The organism is Enterococcus sp. DIV1368b (assembly GCF_050529595.1).
Taxonomy (GTDB): domain Bacteria; phylum Bacillota; class Bacilli; order Lactobacillales; family Enterococcaceae; genus Enterococcus_B; species Enterococcus_B mundtii.
Map to the genome: position 1 here is coordinate 656,868 of NZ_CP172883.1, position 20,315 is coordinate 677,182.

At 37.0% G+C, this 20,315-nt stretch carries 21 protein-coding genes and 1 other annotated feature; of the genes, 17 read left to right on the plus strand and 4 right to left on the minus strand.

All coding sequences use genetic code 11. The annotated features are described in order from the left end of the window. Positions 1–31: 31 nt before the first annotated feature. The gene (locus tag IGJ19_RS03070; protein WP_430604406.1) at positions 32–811 is read right to left on the minus strand and encodes a hypothetical protein; all 780 of its coding nucleotides are present in this window, start codon (positions 809–811) and stop codon (positions 32–34) included. A gap of 91 nt (positions 812–902) precedes the next feature. Here IGJ19_RS03070 and IGJ19_RS03075 point away from each other — a divergent pair, with 91 nt between their 5' ends. The 3 genes from IGJ19_RS03075 (at position 903) to IGJ19_RS03085 (ending at position 3,718) form a co-directional block, all read left to right on the plus strand. After that, the gene (locus tag IGJ19_RS03075; protein WP_221928707.1) at positions 903–2,174 is read left to right on the plus strand and encodes an MFS transporter; all 1,272 of its coding nucleotides are present in this window, start codon (positions 903–905) and stop codon (positions 2,172–2,174) included. A gap of 92 nt (positions 2,175–2,266) precedes the next feature. Continuing rightward, positions 2,267–2,875 carry a metallophosphoesterase gene (locus IGJ19_RS03080; RefSeq protein WP_071866666.1) on the plus strand — a complete coding sequence of 203 codons (609 nt, stop codon included), beginning with the start codon at positions 2,267–2,269 and terminating at the stop codon, positions 2,873–2,875. A gap of 156 nt (positions 2,876–3,031) precedes the next feature. Continuing rightward, entirely contained in the window at positions 3,032–3,718 is a 687-nt protein-coding gene (locus IGJ19_RS03085; RefSeq protein WP_071866665.1) for a hypothetical protein, read from the plus strand. A gap of 583 nt (positions 3,719–4,301) precedes the next feature. Here IGJ19_RS03085 and IGJ19_RS03090 read toward each other — a convergent pair. After that, entirely contained in the window at positions 4,302–4,475 is a 174-nt protein-coding gene (locus IGJ19_RS03090) for a hypothetical protein (protein ID WP_157811366.1), read from the minus strand. Between the two features lie 595 nt (positions 4,476–5,070). Between IGJ19_RS03090 and IGJ19_RS03095 the strand changes: the two genes are divergently transcribed. From IGJ19_RS03095 to mnmA, 7 genes are all read left to right on the plus strand, one after another. Continuing rightward, the gene (locus IGJ19_RS03095; protein ID WP_086334371.1) at positions 5,071–5,334 is read left to right on the plus strand and encodes a hypothetical protein; all 264 of its coding nucleotides are present in this window, start codon (positions 5,071–5,073) and stop codon (positions 5,332–5,334) included. 364 nt (positions 5,335–5,698) lie between these two features. Continuing rightward, the gene (locus tag IGJ19_RS03100) at positions 5,699–5,965 is read left to right on the plus strand and encodes a hypothetical protein (RefSeq protein WP_019724199.1); all 267 of its coding nucleotides are present in this window, start codon (positions 5,699–5,701) and stop codon (positions 5,963–5,965) included. A 632-nt stretch (positions 5,966–6,597) separates the two neighbouring features. Then, complete coding sequence (locus IGJ19_RS03105) at positions 6,598–6,855, plus strand: hypothetical protein (RefSeq protein ID WP_071866659.1); 258 nt, start codon at positions 6,598–6,600, stop codon at positions 6,853–6,855. Positions 6,856–7,259: 404 nt separating this feature from the next. Continuing rightward, positions 7,260–7,547: a hypothetical protein gene (locus IGJ19_RS03110; RefSeq protein ID WP_071866657.1), complete on the plus strand. Its 288-nt coding sequence runs from the start codon at positions 7,260–7,262 to the stop codon at positions 7,545–7,547. 389 nt (positions 7,548–7,936) lie between these two features. Beyond that, positions 7,937–8,203: a hypothetical protein gene (locus IGJ19_RS03115; RefSeq protein ID WP_108143881.1), complete on the plus strand. Its 267-nt coding sequence runs from the start codon at positions 7,937–7,939 to the stop codon at positions 8,201–8,203. 945 nt (positions 8,204–9,148) lie between these two features. After that, on the plus strand, positions 9,149–9,772 hold the full coding sequence (locus IGJ19_RS03120) for a hypothetical protein (RefSeq protein WP_071866653.1): 624 nt from the start codon (positions 9,149–9,151) through the stop codon (positions 9,770–9,772). Positions 9,773–9,971: 199 nt separating this feature from the next. Continuing rightward, the gene (gene mnmA, locus IGJ19_RS03125) at positions 9,972–11,093 is read left to right on the plus strand and encodes a tRNA 2-thiouridine(34) synthase MnmA (protein ID WP_066025126.1); all 1,122 of its coding nucleotides are present in this window, start codon (positions 9,972–9,974) and stop codon (positions 11,091–11,093) included. Positions 11,094–11,144: 51 nt separating this feature from the next. Here the strand turns inward: mnmA and IGJ19_RS03130 are convergent, their stop codons facing one another. Beyond that, positions 11,145–12,407 (minus strand): multidrug efflux MFS transporter, encoded by a 1,263-nt coding sequence (locus IGJ19_RS03130; RefSeq protein WP_195514301.1) that lies wholly within the window; start codon positions 12,405–12,407, stop codon positions 11,145–11,147. A gap of 147 nt (positions 12,408–12,554) precedes the next feature. On the opposite strand from IGJ19_RS03130, the gene IGJ19_RS03135 reads away from it, so the two are divergent. From IGJ19_RS03135 to IGJ19_RS03145, 3 genes are all read left to right on the plus strand, one after another. Next, positions 12,555–13,121: a TetR/AcrR family transcriptional regulator gene (locus tag IGJ19_RS03135; protein WP_010736170.1), complete on the plus strand. Its 567-nt coding sequence runs from the start codon at positions 12,555–12,557 to the stop codon at positions 13,119–13,121. A 124-nt stretch (positions 13,122–13,245) separates the two neighbouring features. Then, on the plus strand, positions 13,246–13,623 hold the full coding sequence (locus tag IGJ19_RS03140) for a DUF1033 family protein (RefSeq protein ID WP_074800622.1): 378 nt from the start codon (positions 13,246–13,248) through the stop codon (positions 13,621–13,623). Further along, complete coding sequence (locus tag IGJ19_RS03145; RefSeq protein WP_430604407.1) at positions 13,556–15,631, plus strand: DNA topoisomerase III; 2,076 nt, start codon at positions 13,556–13,558, stop codon at positions 15,629–15,631. Before IGJ19_RS03140 ends, IGJ19_RS03145 begins: the two co-directional genes overlap by 68 nt. Before the next feature lies 1 nt (position 15,632). Here the strand turns inward: IGJ19_RS03145 and IGJ19_RS03150 are convergent, their stop codons facing one another. Beyond that, positions 15,633–16,118: a prolyl-tRNA synthetase associated domain-containing protein gene (locus IGJ19_RS03150; protein ID WP_074800628.1), complete on the minus strand. Its 486-nt coding sequence runs from the start codon at positions 16,116–16,118 to the stop codon at positions 15,633–15,635. Between the two features lie 92 nt (positions 16,119–16,210). Further along, positions 16,211–16,441 (plus strand) — a binding site (T-box leader). Between the two features lie 91 nt (positions 16,442–16,532). Between IGJ19_RS03150 and IGJ19_RS03155 the strand changes: the two genes are divergently transcribed. From IGJ19_RS03155 to IGJ19_RS03170, 4 genes are all read left to right on the plus strand, one after another. Beyond that, the gene (locus IGJ19_RS03155; RefSeq protein WP_071866648.1) at positions 16,533–17,174 is read left to right on the plus strand and encodes an amino acid ABC transporter permease; all 642 of its coding nucleotides are present in this window, start codon (positions 16,533–16,535) and stop codon (positions 17,172–17,174) included. A 20-nt stretch (positions 17,175–17,194) separates the two neighbouring features. Further along, positions 17,195–17,830 carry an amino acid ABC transporter ATP-binding protein gene (locus IGJ19_RS03160; protein WP_010736165.1) on the plus strand — a complete coding sequence of 212 codons (636 nt, stop codon included), beginning with the start codon at positions 17,195–17,197 and terminating at the stop codon, positions 17,828–17,830. 18 nt (positions 17,831–17,848) lie between these two features. Continuing rightward, positions 17,849–18,661: an amino acid ABC transporter substrate-binding protein gene (locus IGJ19_RS03165; protein ID WP_074800632.1), complete on the plus strand. Its 813-nt coding sequence runs from the start codon at positions 17,849–17,851 to the stop codon at positions 18,659–18,661. 205 nt (positions 18,662–18,866) lie between these two features. Then, the gene (locus tag IGJ19_RS03170; protein WP_065096128.1) at positions 18,867–20,309 is read left to right on the plus strand and encodes a glycoside hydrolase family 1 protein; all 1,443 of its coding nucleotides are present in this window, start codon (positions 18,867–18,869) and stop codon (positions 20,307–20,309) included. Positions 20,310–20,315 lie beyond the last annotated feature (6 nt).

Consider the following 20,315-nt stretch of genomic DNA (forward strand, 5'->3'; position numbering starts at 1 on the left):
CTTGGGTACTTTTTTATTTATCGGTCAATGATTATTCAACTTTTGACCATTCATCTAATGTTTTTCCTTGGGCATCTTTTAGTTCTAGCCAACTATTTGTTCCGCCATAATACAGTAATAAGCTAGCTTCATTCACACTTTTGACGATGATATCCTCCACAACTTTCCCATCTTTGATCTGCTCTTGGTAGTCAGCCCGCATCTTATCTCCATATTTCGCGGCATAACTAACCGAACCATCTTTATTCAAAGGGGCATCAAGTAATAACGTAGCGCCAGCTTTGATCAACATCTCATTGCGACTGATCCAGTAAAGTGTTGCCTTGCTACCACGAAATTCCACAGTAAAAGGAATCTCGCTGATTTGTTTCGTCCACCGATGACGCGCTTTGGCAGGTTTCTTTTTCGTTGTAGCAAGCGGAGCAAATCCGTAGCCAAAAGTTGATAACACAGTCGTTACTTTTTCAATCGTCGGGGCTAATTTTTTGGCTGCTTCAACTGGGATTTTTTCTTTGAAATCTTTGTCTTTTTCTAATGTTAGACCAGCTTCGGCGGCTTGATTATTCATTAGATACATAAAATAATCTGCTTCAAGATCCCATGGTAAATGGATAGTGATGACTTGGTCAAAGGATTTTGGGCGGATCTTTGTACCAATTGCCAGACACTTTTTGTCTAAGTAATAAAGATAAAAAGAATTTTCTATTTCTTTTACTGGCTTTGAACAAATAGAGAGTTGGATTTGTTCTTCCTCTAATTGGATCTGTGTTTCAGAAGCAGTGATCGTTGTGTGAAAGCTAACCTTGGTCATAGGTGTATCCTCCCGTTTTTTTCTACAGTGTACCATGTTTTTCAAGCAATAATAAAATAATCATAATTATAAAAAAATATAAGACAAATGAATGGTAAAATACAGAAAGAATACAAAATTAGGAGGCGTTATGCAGAAATACTGGAAAAAGAATATTAATTTATTTTTGATGGGACAATTTTTATCAGGAATCACAAGTATGGTCGTTCAATATGCTATTATTTGGTATTTGACGCAAGAAACAGGTTCTGCGACTATTTTAAGTTTTGCCACATTATTAGGAATGCTGCCGATGGTTCTATTAAGTCCATTTGTTGGGCCACTGATCGATCGCTGGGATAAGAAAAAATTATTGATTTATACGGATATCATTGTTGCGATCTTTGCACTTATTTTATCCATTGTAGGAACAGTGATGTCGACCTTTCCGCTCTGGTTAGTGTTTGTCTCTTTATTTATTCGTTCAGTCGCACAGACATTCCAAATGCCGACGATCCAATCAATTTTACCAACAATGGTTCCAGAAGAAGAATTAACAAGGATCAATGGGCGATTGGGTATGGTGCAATCAGCGAATTATATCGTTGCTCCTGGATTAGGTGCTTTTTTATTTGCTGCGGTACCGATGAATGCTTTGATTCTTTTGGATGTATTAGGCGCCATTCTTGGTGTAGGACTGTTGATTCTTGTGGTAATTCCCAAGATGGACATCCAAGGAGAAGCGGTTCATTTGTTAGCTGATACTAAATTTGGAGTAAAGAAACTATATGAGAAGCGAGGGTTATGGCATATTATGCTCAATGGGGCAGTTTTCATGCTGTTGTTCATGCCTGCCGCAAGCTTATATCCACTGATGACGATGGGTTATTTTAATGGCACAGTTGGGCAAGCGGGATTGATCGAAGTCATTTACGCCGTTGGAATGTTAGTCGGAGGCGCAATCATTGGTTTTTCTGGTCATTTTAAGAATCGAATGCAGCTAGTGATCATCTCCTATATCGTCTTAGGGGTATCCATCACAGCGAGTGGTTTATTGCCAGCAACCTCACAAGGATTTATTTACTTTGTTCTGTTGAATGCCCTTGCCGGTTTGGCTACGCCTTACTACAATACATTAGTCATGGCGATGATCCAACAAAGTTTTGAGCCAAGTATTTTAGGAAGAGTGTTGGGTGTGTTCAATTCACTGATGTCTCTGCCTGGTCCAATCGGTTTGATCTTTGCTGGACCACTAGCAGATGCCATTGGCGTGGAGAAATTGTTTGTGATTGCCGGTGTCGGTACATTACTTTGTGCAATTGCACTGTACATGGTTCCTTCAGCCAGAAACTACGATTTAGAATTACAAAGTAAACATAGCTAAGACAAAGCAATAGATTTCTTTTTTTAAGATAGGCATTGATTGCCTATTTTTTTGTTTTCACATACGATATTTATAAAGGAGAGTGAGCTTAGATGAATTATTTTATCAGCGATATGCATTTTTTCCATGAACGGTTGCTCGGTAATAGTGATTTTTCGCCGAGACCATTTAAAAATATTGCCCGCATGCATCATCAATTAATCACTAGTTGGAATGCAGTCGTAAAGGAATCCGACCATGTTTATCATCTAGGGGACCTCGCGATGCATCCTAAGTATGAAAAAGGTAGCGCAGAAATTCTTTCTTTAGTCAAAGAACTGAATGGCACGATCCACTTTATCAAAGGGAATCATGACAGTCGGGCCTTTTTCAACTACTTGGAACAACATGATCCGTGGAAAAAGGAAGGAAAGCAAAAATTTCACTTTTATGATGTAGGTGTCATCATAAAATTCAATCACCAACAATACTATCTGACCCATTATCCATTGTTGCTCGGAGGCAATGATAAAATACGCAATCTTCATGGACATATCCATCACTACAGCGTACCCATCGGCAACGACGTCAATGTAGGAGTAGATGCGCCGGAGCGAGAATTATTAAAAGCAAAACGCCCGTTTGGCACGCCACTTTCGGAAGCAGAGATTGAAGAAATCTATGAAGCAAAGTTTCAAGAGCTACAAAAAATTCAACGCTAAACATCGTTCGATAATTTTAAACCGTTAGTTATTTTTAAATTATTCTTAATTAAAGAATAGTTTAGATAATAAGCGGTTTTTGTTTACATTTAAATCCATTTTTGTTCTAAATTTTAAGTTATTATAAATCCATATCAAATAGAGAGGTGATGACATATGATCAAAAAATTGAGTGTAAGTTTAGCTTCTGTTGGCCTATTCAGTGCATTTGCTTTTGGTGCTGTTCCTACCTTTGCTGACACATCGCAAGGAACAGAACAAGTCGGTGAAGAAGTAGAAACAAAAGAAGAACTATTAAAAATGTTGCAAGAAGAATACGGCACAGAAGACAGATTTTATCTTGAATTTGAGGATGATGAATACAAAGAAGAAATCAATCCAGTAACTGGAATGGCTAGAACCACTAATAAAAAAACAGAGGAAACGGAAGAATATGAAGCATTCGGGGAATTTGAATTATTTACAAAAGAAGAATTTCTAAAATCACTACAAGAAGAATACGGGACAGAGGACAAATTCTTTTTAGAGTATGAAGATGATCAAACGAAAGAAGAAATCAATCCGATTACTGGAATGGCTCGAATAACAGATAAGGAAAAGGGGACGATTGAAGAGTACGATGCGTTCAAAGCACTTGAAACAGTCACAAATGACAAACTGCTTCAAACATTGCAAGAAGAATATGGTACAGAAAATCGCTTTTATCTAGTTTATGAAGATGAAGAGATCAAAGAAGAGATTAATCCTGTGACAGGAATGAGCCGACTGACTGATAAAGAATCCGGTGAAGTCGATGAACTCTCCCTCATCGAAGAGACAGAAGTTGCTGGATCAGAAGAATAACCATTAGGAAAAGAAGGTGAAAAGAAGGTGGGGGATGGATTCCCTCAAGAAATAAGGCGACAGCTACAAAAAATGTTTTCAAATTTTTGTAGCTGTCGCCTTTCTGATGAGATTACTTCTGTTCCCAACGTATATTCGGTTTTAGGGTGTGAGACAAAAGGAAATGTTACTTTTGTCTCACACCTGTTTTATTTTCGCCATTCATCTAGATATTAGGTGGAAAAAGTGTAGAGTCCATTTGTTCAATCCTTGTTAACAACTTTATAGATTCATCAGACATAAAATCCAAGGAGCTATTGAAAGTTTAAATAATACAATTGACGAGTTTTCCTTGATTATTCAATCCTTTACCAACAGTGGCTGTTCCATCATTCAAACGTTTAAGATCATTCGTGATATTTGTTGAGTAGACGATAAGGACCTCTTCAGGATAATAGTTGGACTGTGTTCAATGGACCATAAGTTCCATATTCAGGATTTTTTCAAAAATAATATTATCTACAGAGTTTCCAATAGTGAAGAACCTTCGTGGTAGGATTTTTGCTAACCGTTCTGCTTGCTTGTATAAATACATATTATTGTCTTAACGTTTGTATTCTTTCAATTGATTTTCATCTAAATGAGGTATCTGATTGTAATAAATAATTGGCATTTCCTTGAATGACTGATAGACTTCCACTTCAGCATAGACCTGTATACTTGAGAATTGAAGTGAAACAATTAATAAAAAAATTGTGAAAAAAAGTTTAATATCCATAATAATCTCTCTTTTTTCTATGATAAAATAATAACATATAATTTTTTTCAAAAAAATATATTTTTTGTTTTTTATCGTAATTGAAAAAAAAGAGAATATATAATTTAAAATTATTAATATAATAAAATTTCGTGTTTATAATAAATTATTTCCATGTTGAGTGTTTGGTTATATGTTATTTAAACTTTTGTATTAAATAACTAATTATCAATTTTTTTGATTATTTAAAATGAAGCGAAGATAGGAGTAGCTTATGAATGAGTACAAAATCGGCTTGTGTATGTCAATGTCCTTATCTATTCTGTGTATTATTGGTTCGCTGATTGATGGACGTGGACTAATTGGATTGTTGTTAGTTTTTTTAACAATTATTCCAGGATTTTTTGGGATCTATTTTACAACTAAAATCACTATGGATAAGCTTCTGAAATCTTTTTTGTTCATCGTAAATTATTTATTCGCAACGCATCTTCATATCAGATATTTAATCCAGTTTTTAACGAGGGTTCTATAGGTTACAAGAGATTAACGAATAAAAATCAGTTGGATCAATGAATCGTATCACCTAAAAGGTGTGAAAAGAAAGGAAGATTGGATGGACGGTTATAAAACCGGTTTAGTTGGTTCTATGATTTTATCGATCTTATGTTTATTGGGAATAATCATAGATTATAGAGGGTATGTTGGTTTTATTTTGTCATTTGTAATCATAATTCCTGGCTTTTTGGGAATTTATTTTACTACAAAAACTACCATGAAAAAGTACGTAGAGTGGACTCTGTTAGTCGTGAATTATTTATTTGCGACTACGCTTAGTGGTTGGTATTTTATTCATGCTTTTTTAGATTTATATAAATAAAGTATTGTATATCTCAAAAAATAAGAAAAAGGAGAAATCAGAATGACTCAAAATAAAAAGTATTTAATTTTATCATTTGTCTTTTTAGGTCTGTCATGTCTGCTTGCTATGCATTATTTTTTACCTTATATGCAATACCCTCTTATATTTCGAAGAATCATTATTATTGGCTGTTGGCTACTAAGCGGATTTAGTTTATTTTTTTGTCGAGGAATCAGGAATAAACTTCTGAAAGTGATTGTCATTGGCATCAACATTTTCTGTATCTATGGTTGGTGGATTTTTTATTGATTGTTAAGTTCTATCAAGTAAACTGGTCATCCGAACAACAATAACTTAAATGAAATTATGAGAGGAGATAGTTATGAACGGTTATAAAATCAGGTTAATTGTTTCTATGATTTTATCGATTTTATGTTTATTGGGAGCAATCATAGATTACGGAGGATATATCGGCTTCATCTTGGTGTTTGTGATCATTATCCCAGGACTTGCGGGAATCCATTTTACCACAAAAATCACTATGAGAAGGTACTTGAAATGGTCTCTGTTAGTCGTGAATTATTTATTTGCGACTACGCTCACCATATGGGATTTGGTCTATGTTTTCTTACAATTTTTTTATAAATAAAAAGGAACAGGCGTATCAAGAAAGATATTGAAAGAAGGAGAAAAAAATGATTCAAAATAAAAAATATTGGATTTTGTCGTTTGTATTATTGATACTTTCATGTCTACTTGCTAGACATTATTTTTTATCCTATAGACTATATCCACTTGTATATCAAAGGATTATTGTCTACGGTTGTTGGATACTAAGCGGATTTAGTTTATTTTTTTGTCGGGCGATCAGTAATAAATTTCTGAAGCGTATTGTCATTAGCATCAACATTTTCTGTATTTATGGTTGGTGGTTTATATATGATTTTTGAAAATACAGATATTCATAAATTTAAAAGGAGAATAAGATGACGAATAACCAATTCAGATTATCTATAGCAATGTTTTTTTCGATGAGTTGCTTTGTTGGAGGAATCATTTCCGGAGAGAGTGCTCTACGAATTATTTTGTTTTTCATGATGACTTTTCCAAGTCTGCTAGGACTTTATTTTTCCACTAAAGTGGAACTTCGACATTATAAATGGTTGCTTATTTCTTTGAATTACTTTTTTGCTACGTATATTGTTATTGGGCAATTCATTGAATGGTTCATTAGAAAGTTTATCCAAATGAGTTAAGGCTATTTTACGAGGAGGAATAGGAATGTTAACCAAGAAAAATTATTTAGAATTTATTTTTTCAATTGTTTTATTGGCAATCTCTATTCTTTTATTTTTGTTCCATGCCTATCCATATTCTAAATTTCTTTATGAAATCAGAATATTCATCATGGCGGTTTGTTGGTTATGTAGCACTGTAAGTTTGTTTTTTTCAACGAAAATCACTTATCCATATTTGAAAAGAGGAATCATATTAGTGAATTTTTGTTGTATCTATGGTTGGTTATTTTATTTTGGTTAGTCTATGTGTGCTTGTAAAATAGAAAATTAAAAATAGTAAAAGGAGCGTATAAATGTCTTTTCTAAAAAATAAGTCTTGTACAAAAAAATCAGTAGTTCTATTGATATTGTCAATTTTTCTTGTATTTATTACGTGTATCTTTGCTAGTCCCATCTTGTTTGATTCATTTAAGTATCAACCGCATCTGTTTATAGTTATAATTTCGATTTGTTGGGTCATCAATGGAGGGAGTATCGTATTTGCGCTAGGAATCGCAGATAGATACCTGAAAAGGACGTTGATTACGTTGAATTTTGTGTTTGGCTATGTCTTTTTATCTACGATTTTTCATTTTTCTTTGAATTTTTGAAGCTATTTCTGTTTTTAGTGAGAAATATTGATGTTGATAAGGAGGAGAAAGAAGAATGAAACGTGCATTGAATCTAGTCGTTTTATGTTTGTCAATGCTTGCATGTGTAAGTGGTCTGTTTTATATACATATTTATTTAAGTGGAGAAATTGAAGGGATTCTTTTTGCATTAGGTTTGGGTTTTCCGGGTTTGATTGGTTTTTATTGTTCGACAAAAATAAAAAAGACGAAGTTGAAATGGCTACTGCTAGGGCTGAATTACCTTTTCGCTACTTACAGTACTGTCTTGATTATCGTAATTTATTGGTTACAAGTCTTCGGGATAGAGTTTTTTACAAGTTAGTACATTTTATTTTATGTATTAATTGAACAATTCAAAAATTAATAGAAATTTTATCTAGTTGTGAGTGGATTTAAGAAAGAAGGAGTCACATATGATTATAAAACAGAATAACAAGTACTGGATTTTATCGATCATCTTTTTGTTCGCTTCTTGTTTATTTAGTAGCAGTTATTTTTCATCTTATAGAACTTTGCCTCTTGTATATCAAGGAATCATCGTTATCAGTTGTTGGTTATTGAGTGGATGTAGTTTGTTTTTTTCTACAGGAATCAACAATAAATTTATTAAGTGTATTGTTGTAGGAGCGAATATTTTTTGTATTTATGGTTGGTGGTTTATATTTTGATTTTTGAAACTACAGATATTCATAAAATTAAAAGGAGAATAAGATGACGAATAATCAATTCAGATTATTAATAGCGATGTTTTTTTCGATTTGTTGTTTTGTTGGAGGAATCGTTTATGGAGATAGTCCTCAGAGTGTCTTATTGTTTTTCATTATGACATTTCCTGGATTAGCTGGGTTTTATTATTCGATGAAAGCGAATCTTGGACGATACAAATGGATGATTGTTTCTCTGAATTATTTTTTTGCTACATTTATTATTATTGGACAATTCATTCAATTAATTGTTTTAACTTTGAACAAAAAATAGAGTTAAGTATTACTTGAAAGGGAGATTGAAATGAAAAGTACATACAAAAGATATTGTTCATTGATTATTTTACTCTTATCGATCAGTGTAATTACGTTCAGTATGGTTCAAGGAGGTCGCTATAGTATTGAATGGCGAGTAATATTGACATCGATTTGTTGGCTACTTAGCAGTATAAGTTTATTTTTTTCAAGGTTCATTGAAAGAAAAGCCTTAAAAAACTTAGTCATTTTTTTTAACTTTAGTTGTATCTACGGTTGGTTGTTTTCTTTTGGCTAAGTGTCTATTACTGATGAAATGAACAGTAACTTTACATAGAAAAAAGCACCATAACGCCACAATAAATAAAAGATGAATAGGAGATCACCATGAAATTCCATAAAATAGGATTGGGTCTGTCGATGGTGTTGTCTACCTTCTTTATGATAGGGAGCTTTCTATATTGAGAAGATCCACTTTCAAGTTTTGCATTTATCCTGTACATGGTAATTCCTGGACTTATGGGGATTTATTTTACGTACTGTCTTACGATGAGTAACTATCAGAAAGGATATCTCTTAGTCGTAAATTATGGATTTGCGACCGCTATGAGTTTGATGCGTGTGATTGAGTTTATTTCTAGTAAGCTGTGATCGTTAATCGTTGAAAAAAGGAGTGCAATGAATGATTTCAATTGAACCTAAAAGATTTGAGTTTTTTTGCTTACTATTTTTGTGCTTGTCATTTTTTTTACAAGTTTTTATTTTTTATCTTATTCACCATATGCTGGCGAGATTAAATTGATGATTTCCACGATTTGCTGGTTCTTGAGTGGGATTAGTTTATTTTTTTCAACAGGAATAAAATTCGGTTGGGTAAAAGTATTGATCATTTTGGTTAACTGGTTCTGTATCTTTGGCTGGTGGTTTTCTACTAGATAAGTATTTTTTAAAAGGAGTGAGTGGAATGTTTGTAAAAAAAAGTATGCCGAATAAATATATTTCGTTCTATCTATTGGCGCTTTGTTTTCTATTAGGAAGTTTAGTTTTTGTTTTCAAATTTTTTTGGTTATTTGGAACAGTCCAATATTCTTGGTGGATCATTAGTGGAATCAGTTTGTTTTACTCAACTAGAATCCCCTCAGCATTCTTAAAAAGGGTGCTCATTGGCATTCATCTTGTTTTGATGTATGGTATTGTACTAGGAACTTTATTAGGTTTTGTCAGCTTTGGTAAGGTGGAGTATTTATTGTTCCCTGTTGCGTACGTATTGATTGTGGGCGCGCTTCATGAGTTAGAGAAAAAGAAAGCATTCTTTATCATGGGCTTGATCATCCCGATGTCTATTTCTACACTCGCATTTATTTATGCTCATTATTTGATTATTTTTCAAAGTCATTCATTCGAAAGTTATTATTTGATTCCTTTACTGATGTTGATGGTGATCTCTGGCTTGATTGGATTATACGCCGCAACAAAGCTTGAAACTAGCCGGCGAAAATTTTACTTATTGTTTATCAATTATTTGTTTTCTACATATTTCAATGTTGTGCTGTTACTTTTGTTTTTGGTGAATGTAGTAAGAAACTAAATCATGAATAAAACGCCTCTCATAGCAAAGTTTTGGTATCTGAAAAGTACAGAATGGTCCAACTAAAAAACGTCGCTTTTTTAAATTGATTATTTAGGGGTGAAATTTTCAGAAAGATGACGTATAATGTAAAATACTGAAAAGTTGCGACCTTCAACTCGTAGATGTTTCAGAATCTAATTGAAATGATGGTGATACCATGACAGACAACAGCAAAACACGCGTTGTCGTTGGGATGAGTGGCGGTGTTGACTCATCTGTAACAGCACTTTTGTTAAAGGAACAAGGCTATGATGTAATCGGGATCTTTATGAAAAACTGGGATGATACCGATGAAAATGGCGTCTGTACGGCGACGGAAGATTACAAGGATGTAGCGAAAGTCGCTGCCCAAATCGGGATTCCTTATTACTCGGTTAATTTTGAAAAGGAATATTGGGACCGTGTGTTTGAATATTTCTTAGCAGAATATCGTGCAGGACGTACCCCGAACCCAGATGTAATGTGCAATAAGGAAATCAAATTTAAAGCATTCTTAGACTATGCAATGGACTTAGGAGCGGAATATGTTGCTACTGGCCATTATGCGCAAGTCACACGTGATGAAAATGGCGTGTCACATATGTTGCGTGGGGTCGATAATAACAAAGACCAAACGTATTTCCTTAGCCAATTGTCACAAGAACAGTTAGCAAAAACGATGTTTCCGTTAGGCGGTATGGAAAAATCAGAAGTACGTGCGATCGCAGAACGTGCCGGGCTAGCAACGGCGAAGAAAAAAGATTCAACAGGTATCTGTTTTATCGGCGAAAAGAATTTCAAACAATTTTTAAGTAACTATTTACCAGCTAAAAAAGGCAATATGGTGACCCTTGACGGTGAAGTCAAAGGTGAACATGCTGGTTTGATGTACTACACGATCGGACAACGCCAAGGCTTAGGCATCGGCGGCGGTGGCGATTCACAAGAACCTTGGTTCGTGGTTGGAAAAGATCTTGCGACGAACACGTTATATGTTGGACAAGGGTTCCATCATCCTGCATTGTATGCAACCAGTTTAGATGCAAGCGAAATCCATTTTACAACGAATGAACCAATGCCAAAAGAATTCAAATGTACAGCGAAATTCCGTTACCGTCAACAAGATGTACCGGTAACTGTACGCTTATTAGAAAATAATCGCGCAGAAGTCATCTTCGACGAACCCGTACGCGCAATCACACCAGGACAAGCCGTTGTTTTTTATGACGGAATGGAATGTCTAGGGGGCGGATTGATCGATCATGCGTATCAAGAAGCGAAAGTTTTGCAATACGTCTAAGATAATCTAAAAAAGCCACAGGATTTTTTTACGAATCCTGTGGCTTTTTTGCTATTTATTGACAAAAGCATGACCATTGCTTGTTTCTTCCTGCTTATGGATCTCCTTCGTATTATGGCGAACCAGCACAAAGTTTGCGAGTACAAGTAAGGAGGTGGATAAAAAGACACCACGATAACCGAAGATACTTGAAACGCTTGAACCGATCAAGGGGCCAACGACATTTCCAGTGGCTTGGAAGGATTGGTTGTAACTAAAGATTCTTCCGGCAGCTTGTGGGGGAGAGTATTTAGTGATCAATGCTTGGACCGCAGGAAGGAGGCAAGCGTCTGAGATCCCGATCAAAAATCGTAGTCCTGCAAGTTGCCATACATTCGTTACGAAAGCCATTGGGATGTAGACGATCAAAGCGAAGCCTAATCCGATGGCTAAGATTCGTTCACTTCCGATCCTATCGCCTAAGCGTCCGAAACGAGGAGCGGCTATCAGGGTGGCAATCCCAGGAATAGAAGCAATGATTCCGCTGATCAACGTGACGTTGCCATGTCCATGTAATAATTGCCGGATATATAAACTAATGATCGGACTGATCGAATTATTTGATGCTTGAATGATCATTGTGGTAATAAACATACCGATGACGACATGTGGGTATTTCAGGTCACGGAAAATTTGTTTAGCAGAAACCAACTCGCCTTTTTCTACTGGCACAAATTGTTCATGGACAAAAAATAAGCTAAGTAAGAAAACGAAGAACAAAATTGTCCCAGTAATAAAGAAGGTAGGGCGATACCCAAAAGCAGAAGCAGAAAGTCCGCCAAGTAAAGGACCAAGCAATGTTCCGGTCACAGAGCCGGTCGCCAAAGTGCCAAGTACTTGTCCACTTTTTTCTCTTGGAGTACCAGTGGCGACTAAAGCTGTAGCGTTACTGATATAGCCGGAAAAAATCCCCTGCAACAGACGTAATGCGACTAATTGATACACGCTGGTTACTAGACCCATCAAGGAAATCACTACCGCCATCCCTAGAGAAGCGCGCAACAGCATCAACTTTCGGCCTTTTTGATCGGCAAGTCGTCCCCACCATGGAGAAATCAAGGTAGTAACAAGGAATGTAGAGGAGAAGGTCAAGCCACTCCAAAAGTTCAATTGTGACGTACTGTAATTTCCTAACGTATCTATGTAAAGCGACATAAAAGGCATCACTAGACTAAACCCAATCCCTGCCATAAATGTACCAAACCACAAAACCACTAGGTTTTTCTCCCAAGTTTCTCTTTTTCTGAATACTGCCTCTTTTACCCTTGACACCACAATTAAAGCCTTCTTTCTGAAAATTTTCATCTACAATCATTTATTATAAACTACAATGTGTAGTTTATCAACAACAAGTCTTTTTTCTCTTCGTCTTTCATGGTAAACTTAAAAGGATTGAGTTTAGTCCATAAGAGGGGAAATCAAATGAAAAAACGAACGCTGTCACAAGAGAAAATCATCGACTGCTTTCGAGAATTGGCAGAAGAGATGGCTGTACAGCAAATCACTTTTCAACATTTAGCTAAGGCATTGAATATCAAATCACCGTCGCTTTATAACCACTTCAAAAACATTCGGGAAGTGAAAACGGCGTTGACTGCGAAACTTTTAACGGAGTTAAATGATCAATTACGTCGAGTGTTAGTTGGGAAAAGTAAGGGAGAAGCGATCCAAGCGTATGCGCAAACTTATCAGTCATTTGCGTTTCAAAATCAGGCAGTCTATGAACTGCTGATCAGTGTACCACATACGAATGAAGAAATTTTATTAGAGGGAATACACGAAACGAACCAAATCATTTTGCAAATATTTGACGCTTTTTCTTTGTCGAAAGAAGAAAAGGTGCATCGAAGTCGAGAACTGCGAAGTATGATCCATGGCTATCTTTCGTTACGTTTTTTAGGGTACTTTACCAATGAACCGAATGTTTCTCCAGAAGAAAGTTATGTCTGGATGATCGACGACTTTATTGCAACTTTACCAATAAAATAAAAGGCATCATTTAAATTAATTTTCTGAACATTCATAAAATGCCCCTTTTAAGCAAAATTTCTTGCAACTTTCTTGGAAAGTGACTAATATGTTTTTAAGATGATCTGAGAAAAGGAGCGCATGTATGTATCAAGTAATTACAATGTTCGGTGACAATGAGCCTTGGTGGTTCTTTGAAGATTGGCAAGAAGATATTCAAATGGAGGAAACTTTCTCCTCTTTCGAAGAAGCACAACAAAACTATGAAGAAAAATGGCTAGCCATTAAAAACAACTATGAGTATATCCATGCCAAAAATAATTTTCTAAGCGCCTTTTGGAATGATGGCGATGAGCGCTGGTGTGAAGAATGTGATGATGATTTGCAGCAATACAAAGGACTTGCTTTGCTGAAAGATTATCAACCGATCACTTTGGAAAGCAGAAAGGATTTTTATGAAACAACTAATTCTAGCGGAAAAGCCAAGCGTTGCGAAAGACCTAAGCAAGGTGCTTGGTGCTAATCAAAAACACAAAAACTATTACGAAGGACCCAAGGTGATCGTGACTTGGGCCCTTGGTCATTTATTAGGTCTAAAGATGCCAGAAGATCTGAATAAGGAATGGCAAAGCTGGCAGATGGAAACCTTGCCGATGATCCCTAAAAAACTAGGGATCAAACCATTACCAAAAACTGGTCATCAATTGAAAGCCATCAAGCAATTGGCTGGTCGTAAAGATGTTTCAGAAGCAGTGATCGCGACAGATGCCGGACGTGAAGGAGAACTCGTTGCACGTTGGATCTTGGAATATGTTCACTTCAATAAGCCGGTGAAACGTTTGTGGATCTCCTCTCAGACGGACAAAGCGATCAAGACAGGTTTCAGCCAATTGAAACCAGCTAAAAGCTATGATGCGCTTTATGAGTCTGCTTTGGCTAGGGCAAAAGCAGATTGGTTGGTCGGATTGAATGTGACACGTGCGCTGACAGTAAAATATCAAGACAATTTATCAGCGGGTCGGGTACAAACCCCAACCTTAGCTTTAGTGCGTAATCAGGAAAAGAAAATCGAATCATTCCGACCACAAACGTATTTTACGATTTCATTGACAGTCGGCAATGAACAAGCAAAAATGGTCCAAAAAAACCAATTTGCTTTGAAATCCCATGAAGAAGCCCAAGCGTTTGTTAAAACCCTTAGTCAGAGTAAGGGAACAGTAGTCAACATTGAAGAAAAAACAAAGACAGAAAAAGCTCCTCTGCCTTATGATCTAACGGAGATCCAACGAGAAGCCAACCAACGTTATGGCTATTCTGCAAAGAAAACGTTGGGTCTTGTCCAAAGTTTATATGAAACGCACAAGATCGTCACGTATCCACGAACAGATAGTAAATATTTGACGAATGATATGAAAAGTACGATGAAAGAAAGACTTCAAGCCATCAGCGATTTTGCACCAGAAGTGAAAACTTATTTGAAAAATGGTGCAGTGGTTCGTCAAACAAGTGTCTTCCAAGATAATAAAGTAACAGATCACCATGCCTTGTTGCCGACGGAAAATCGTCCACGCTATGAAAAATTAAGCAACGAAGAACAAAAAATCTATCAAATGATCGTGACACGTTTCTTAGGCTTGTTTGCAGAACCACATAAAATCAGTCAAACGAAAATCACTGTCGTATTTGGGAACGAACAATTTGTTTTCCGCCAAAACCGGGTGTTGGAAGCTGGTTGGAAAACCTCTGCTGAAAGTCATGTGGATTCGTTTGACTGGAAAAAAGACATGCGTATCCAACCTGATTTTACGATCAAAAAAGAATTGTCAGCACCGCCGAAACCTTTGACGGAAGCAAGTCTGCTAGGCTTAATGGAAAAACACAGTTTAGGCACGCCCGCGACTCGTGCGGAGATCATTGAAAAGTTGATCAAATCCGAATTAATGGAACGCACACCGCAAGGCTTACAAGTCTCACCGAAGGGCAAGCAGTTGTTAGAACTGGTCAATCCATCGCTTGTGACACCAGATTTGACTGAAAGTTGGGAAAGAGATCTAGAAGCGATCGCGCTTGGAAAAAAACAAGCCAACGTCTTTTTACAATCCATCGAAAAAGAAACGAAGCGACTTGTTCAAGAAATCAAAACAAGTAAGCAAGAATACCAAGACTTTTCGATTACCCAAAAGAAATGTCCGGATTGTGGCTCGAATCTTCGTGAGAAGAACACAAAAGATGGCAAAATCTATGTGTGTACGAATCAAGATTGTAGCTATCGTCGTCGGAAAGATCCGAAAGTCTCTAACCATCGTTGCCCACAATGTCACCGCAAAATGGAGATCATTGAAGGCAAAAATGGCGCTTACTTCCGTTGTAAATTTGACGGGACGACAGAGAAGATGCTAGGGAAAAAAGAGCAGAAGAAAAAAATGACAAAACATGAAGAACGTCGCTTGATGAAGAAATATTCTCAAGCAGAAGAACCGGAAGAAAGCCCATTAGCAGCAGCCTTAAAAGCTGCGATGAAGGATAATTAAGTTACAAGACTTCATACCTTGGCAGATGATCCACATGAGCGAGTAGTCGTTCAAAATCTGCAAAGGGAAATATGATGGTGCTGGTGTTGCTATTTGGATGAAAGCCGACGGTATCTTTGCGATCGATCGAGGAGTCAATTACTACTTGGATCTCGTTTTCTAAATCGTTGACTAAGGCAAATGGATTGACGGTGCCTGGCGGAACATGCAACAACTGTTTGACTTGTTCTTCTGACACAAACGATAATCGTTTTTCATTCAACTGTTCTGCCAATAATTTCAAGTCGGCTTGTTTTTCATCAGGTAAGACGACAAAATAAATTTGTTTGCCTTTCTTTGATTTGACCAAAAGATTTTTGACTTGTGGACCTGGTAAAGTAAAAGATAGATTTTTGACAGAAGTAATGGCTGGATGATTCACTTCTTGGTAATTGATTGCCAATAGATCAAGCAATTCATAGGCCTCTTGTTTCGTGGCATGACACATAAAAAACAATCCTCCATTCATTTTTTATTTATTTTAGCACAAAAAAGATTGACAAATAAAAATGAATCAGGTAAATTACTCATTAAGTTAAATAAAAGACATCGAAAAGAAGAGTAGCAATTAAGTGTTTGAAGAGAGTCTCTGGTTGGTGAGAAGAGGCAATAACTGATTGTGAAACACATCTTGGAGTCGATTTTCTGAACAGCCAGTAAGAAAATCCGGGAAGCCCGTTATAGCTGCGGTCGTTGTTAGACGACCAGATAAGGTTAGTTTTGCGAGAAACTAATAAAAAAAGGTGGAACCACGTATTTTGCGTCCTTTGGTCTTCGGATCAAAGGACTTTTTTTGTTTTTCATGTGGTTGGAAGGGACAGCTAACAATGTACCCCTTTAAAGAAAAGAGGAGGAAAAGAAAATGAATGATTTATTAGAAGTGATGCCACAGTTGTTAGTAGGGGCGCTGACAACCTTGAAATTATTTGCCTTTACCTTGATTGGTTCTTTGCCATTAGGCATTATTTTAGCCTTAGGGTTGTCGTTACATTTTAAACCGATCCGTTATTTCCTACAAACGTATGTCTGGATCATGCGAGGAACACCGCTATTATTACAATTGATTTTCGTGTTCTACGGCTTGCCAACGATCGGGATCGTGTTTGATCGCTTCGAAGCTGCTTTGATCGCATTCATTTTAAATTATGCTGCCTATTTTGCTGAGATTTTCCGCGGTGGTATCCAGTCGATCCCTAAAGGGCAGTATGAAGCAGCTCAAGTCTTACAGTTGAGTCCTTTCCAAACAGTGACAAGAATCATTATTCCGCAAGTAACAAAAATCGTGTTACCTTCTGTCGGCAATGAAGTCATCAATCTAGTGAAAGATTCTTCGTTGATCTACATCTTAGGTTTAGGTGATGTGATGCGAGCTGGTAAGATCGCGATGGAGAGAGATGCAAGTTTACTTCCATTGCTTGGCGTGGCACTGATCTATCTCGCACTAACAGGAGTGCTGACGATCGTGTTGAAGCAAATTGAAGAAAAATTAAATTATTACCGCTAAGAAACGAGGAGGGAACAGCGATGATTGAATTAAAAAAGATTAGTAAATCATTTGGTGACAAACAAGTGATCAAAGATTTTGATTTAGTAATACCGGAAGGACAAACATTAGCGATCGGCGGACCGTCAGGAGGCGGTAAAACAACGATGTTACGGATTTTAGCCGGTTTAGAAAAAGCTGACAGTGGTGAGTTTTACCTAGATGGCACGAAATTTGACCCTTTTGAATTGAAAACAGAAGAACAAGTGGTAGGCGTCGTGTTTCAAGATTTCCAGCTTTTCCCACACTTGAGTATTTTTGACAATATTACTTTAGCGCCTAAAATGGTGTTGAAACAAAGTAAAGAAGAATACACGAAAAAGGCGGAGGAATTAGCGGACTCATTAGGGATTCGTGATTTATTAGGAAATTATCCTTATCAATTATCTGGAGGACAAAAACAACGTGTGGCCATTGCTCGTGCCTTAGCGATGAACCCACGAGTGTTAGCTTATGATGAACCGACAAGTGCATTAGATCCGGAGTTACGCCAACAAGTAGAGAAGTTGATTCTTTCATTAAAAGAAGAAGGCGTGACCCAAATCATCGTGACCCACGATTTAGTCTTTGCTGAAAACGTTGGGGATCAATTGATCAAAGTTATGCCAAGTAAGTAGGAAAGCGGTGGGGAGAAAATGAAAAAATTCAGCTTTTTGATTTTATCTTTGATTGGTTTTTTCTTTTTAACTGGCTGCACGAATGAGCGGACAGCGACAGAAAGCTGGTCAAGAATCAATCAAGAAAAAAAGATTATCGTAGGGCTAGACGATAGCTTTGTACCAATGGGTTTTCGTGATAAGGATGGCAAACTGACAGGATTTGATATTGAGTTAGCGAAAGCTGTCTTTGATGAATATGGCATTACTGTTGAGTTCCAACCAATTGACTGGTCAATGAAGGAATTCGAATTAAACAACGGAACAATTGATCTGATCTGGAACGGGTATTCAAAAACGCCAGAACGTGAAGAAAAAGTCTTGTTTACAAAACCATATATGAAAAATGATCAAGTGTTGATCACACCAAAAACTTCTGGCATTACAAGCTTTGAACAAATGCAAGACAAAATCTTAGGCGCACAAAACGGTTCTTCTGGTTATGATATGTTTGTCAGACATCCAGAAATACTCAAAGACTATGTGAAAAATCAAGATGCAGTTTTGTACGCCAGCTTTAATGAAGCATTGATCGATTTGAAAAGTGGCCGTACAGATGGTGTGTTGATCGACAAAGTCTATGCCGAGTATTTTTTGAACATACGAGACGAATTAGATAATTTCAATGTGATCAAAGGGGACTTTGATGGAGAAGATTTTGCTGTCGGTGCGCGAAAAAATGACGAAATACTTGTGGAAAAAGTCAATGATGGCATAGCCGAATTGGTTGAAAACGGAAAATTTAAAAAGATCTCAGAGAAGTGGTTTGGTGAAGATGTCACACCAGAATAGGTGACAGGATGACAGGAAGGATCGAATCATAGGGGAAGTCAGAATAGTGGAACAGCATCTGCTGCTCCACTATTTTTGTTTGTTTTGGACTTATTTTTAAAATGACTAGACTTTTGTTTATAAATGTCAAAAATCTACTTGGTAATGAAAAGGGTTTCGTGTTATTCTAAAGAGGTAAAGATTGAACTAGGAAAGGAAGATGTTCATGGAACACCAAAAATTAACAGCATTTCCTGATGATTTTCTTTGGGGATCTGCTTCAGCTGCCTATCAAGTAGAAGGTGCATGGCAAGAAGGCGGAAAAGGTGAGTCCGTTTGGGATCGCTTTGTTCGTATTCCAGGTAAGACATTTAAAGGAACAAATGGCGACCTAGCTGTTGATCATTATCATCGTTATAAAGAAGATATTGCCTTAATGAAAGAACAAGGTTTGAAAACGTATCGCTTCTCTGTGGCTTGGACACGTATTTTTCCAAATGGCCGCGGCGAGATCAATCAAGAAGGCTTAGCTTTCTATATGGATTTGATCGATGAATTGATCAAACACGACATTGAACCAATGTTGACATTGTATCATTGGGATCTGCCACAAGCGTTGCAAGATGAATACCAAGGGTGGGAATCTCGTCAGATCATCGAAGATTTTACGAACTATGCAAAAACCTTATTCGAAGCATTTCGTGGCAAAGTCCACTATTGGGTGAGTTTGAACGAGCAAAATATTTTCACTTCACTCGGTTATTTATTAGCGGTACATCCTCCAGGAGTGACTGATCCAAAACGAATGTATCAAGTGAACCATATTGCCAACTTAGCTAATGCAGCAGTGATCAATGCATTCCATGAAATGGATATGCCTGGGAAAATCGGACCAAGTTTTGCGTATACGCCAAACTATCCGATCGACAGTGATCCAAAGAACATTTTGGCTGCTGAAAATGCGGAAGATTTGATGGCACATTATTGGATGGATGTTTATATGTGGGGCAAATATCCAATCGCTGCGATGAAATTCTTGGAAGAACAAGGGTGGGCGCCAACGATCGAAGAAGGTGATGAGGAGCTATTAGCCTCTGCGAAACCTGACTTTTTAGGCATCAACTACTACCAAACAGCAACGAACGCCTTTAATCCATTAGATGGTGTCGGCGCTGGTAAGATGAATACTACAGGTAAAAAAGGCTCATCAGAAGAAACCGGCGTGCCTGGCATGTACAAAAAAGTAGAAAACCCATTTGTCGAACGTACAAATTGGGATTGGGAAATCGATCCAGAAGGTTTACGTATTGCTTTGCGACGAATCACGAGTCGCTATCGTATCCCTGTGTTGATCACGGAAAATGGTTTAGGTGAATATGACAAATTGACAGAGGATAAAAAGATCCACGATGACTACCGTATCAACTACTTGGAGAGTCATGTCAAAGCCATCAAAGAAGCTATTTCAGATGGTGCAGAAGTCTTGGGCTATTGCACATGGTCATACACAGATTTGCTGAGCTGGTTAAATGGCTACCAAAAGCGCTATGGCTTCGTTTATGTAGATCAGGATGAAACACAAGAAGGGTCACTTGATCGCTACAAAAAAGATAGCTATTACTGGTACCAACAAGTGATTCGTGAGAATGGCGCAAATATAGGTGAGTAGAGGGTA

Bases quoted from the DNA above. Each gene is read 5' to 3' on its own strand.
- IGJ19_RS03070 (WP_430604406.1), bottom strand. From the start codon at position 811: ATGACCAAGGTTAGCTTTCACACAACGATCACTGCTTCTGAAACACAG.
- IGJ19_RS03075 (WP_221928707.1), top strand. From the start codon at position 903: ATGGTAAAATACAGAAAGAATACAAAATTAGGAGGCGTTATGCAGAAA.
- IGJ19_RS03080 (WP_071866666.1), top strand. From the start codon at position 2,267: ATGAATTATTTTATCAGCGATATGCATTTTTTCCATGAACGGTTGCTC.
- IGJ19_RS03085 (WP_071866665.1), top strand. From the start codon at position 3,032: ATGATCAAAAAATTGAGTGTAAGTTTAGCTTCTGTTGGCCTATTCAGT.
- IGJ19_RS03090 (WP_157811366.1), bottom strand. From the start codon at position 4,475: ATGGATATTAAACTTTTTTTCACAATTTTTTTATTAATTGTTTCACTT.
- IGJ19_RS03095 (WP_086334371.1), top strand. From the start codon at position 5,071: ATGGACGGTTATAAAACCGGTTTAGTTGGTTCTATGATTTTATCGATC.
- IGJ19_RS03100 (WP_019724199.1), top strand. From the start codon at position 5,699: ATGAACGGTTATAAAATCAGGTTAATTGTTTCTATGATTTTATCGATT.
- IGJ19_RS03105 (WP_071866659.1), top strand. From the start codon at position 6,598: ATGTTAACCAAGAAAAATTATTTAGAATTTATTTTTTCAATTGTTTTA.
- IGJ19_RS03110 (WP_071866657.1), top strand. From the start codon at position 7,260: ATGAAACGTGCATTGAATCTAGTCGTTTTATGTTTGTCAATGCTTGCA.
- IGJ19_RS03115 (WP_108143881.1), top strand. From the start codon at position 7,937: ATGACGAATAATCAATTCAGATTATTAATAGCGATGTTTTTTTCGATT.
- IGJ19_RS03120 (WP_071866653.1), top strand. From the start codon at position 9,149: ATGTTTGTAAAAAAAAGTATGCCGAATAAATATATTTCGTTCTATCTA.
- mnmA (WP_066025126.1), top strand. From the start codon at position 9,972: ATGACAGACAACAGCAAAACACGCGTTGTCGTTGGGATGAGTGGCGGT.
- IGJ19_RS03135 (WP_010736170.1), top strand. From the start codon at position 12,555: ATGAAAAAACGAACGCTGTCACAAGAGAAAATCATCGACTGCTTTCGA.
- IGJ19_RS03140 (WP_074800622.1), top strand. From the start codon at position 13,246: ATGTATCAAGTAATTACAATGTTCGGTGACAATGAGCCTTGGTGGTTC.
- IGJ19_RS03145 (WP_430604407.1), top strand. From the start codon at position 13,556: ATGAAACAACTAATTCTAGCGGAAAAGCCAAGCGTTGCGAAAGACCTA.
- IGJ19_RS03150 (WP_074800628.1), bottom strand. From the start codon at position 16,118: ATGTGTCATGCCACGAAACAAGAGGCCTATGAATTGCTTGATCTATTG.
- IGJ19_RS03155 (WP_071866648.1), top strand. From the start codon at position 16,533: ATGAATGATTTATTAGAAGTGATGCCACAGTTGTTAGTAGGGGCGCTG.
- IGJ19_RS03160 (WP_010736165.1), top strand. From the start codon at position 17,195: ATGATTGAATTAAAAAAGATTAGTAAATCATTTGGTGACAAACAAGTG.
- IGJ19_RS03165 (WP_074800632.1), top strand. From the start codon at position 17,849: ATGAAAAAATTCAGCTTTTTGATTTTATCTTTGATTGGTTTTTTCTTT.
- IGJ19_RS03170 (WP_065096128.1), top strand. From the start codon at position 18,867: ATGGAACACCAAAAATTAACAGCATTTCCTGATGATTTTCTTTGGGGA.